The organism is Synechococcus sp. R8-2 (assembly GCF_047461715.1).
GTDB lineage: Bacteria > Cyanobacteriota > Cyanobacteriia > Thermostichales > Thermostichaceae > Thermostichus.
In genome coordinates this window covers 1-536 of sequence record NZ_JANSHQ010000556.1, presented here as the reverse complement: position 1 = coordinate 536, position 536 = coordinate 1, and the positions used below count along the sequence as shown (strand labels likewise).

1 protein-coding gene is annotated in these 536 nt (G+C 57.1%); it reads left to right on the top strand.

Annotation, left to right across the window (positions count from 1 at the left end; all coding sequences use genetic code 11):
• Positions 1-96: 96 nt before the first annotated feature.
• The coding region (locus NW819_RS12415; protein WP_414413931.1) for a DUF4278 domain-containing protein at positions 97-536 on the top strand (440 nt) is incomplete at its 3' end.

Genomic DNA, 536 nt, shown 5'->3' with positions numbered 1-536 from the left:
CCCGAAGGAACGCGCCTCAACTCTTCTGGTAACCGTGGGGCTTCTCTTGGGAGAAGGCGAACGGATGAAAACTCAACTCATTTGGAGGCGAAGATCATGGAACTCTTTTACCGTGGCGTCGATTACACCCCCTCTTCTGCAACAGCGGCGGTTTCTCCCGGCAAAGTGGGGGGTCGTTACCGGGGGCTGGACTGGCGGTTCCGCCATCTGACCAAGCCGGTGGTTTTGCCCACCAACCTTGACCTGCTCTATCGAGGTGTGGCTTATCATCCCAAGGCGGTCGAAGGATCGGCTCAACCCGTTCAGACGGCAGAGGCATCTGCCCCGGTGGCTGCCAATGGCCGTTCTCATGTCTTGGATGAGCTGTCTCGCCGCTTGATGATGAGCCATCAACGTTTGATTCGGATTCGTCAGCAATCCATGCTGATCCGCGGTACAGAGCAGATTGGCCTGCATGTCAACGTGCGCAACTTCTGGAACCGCATCCAAGGAAAAGTGCATCCCACCTTCCGGCTCAACTACGACCGTAGCCGTGT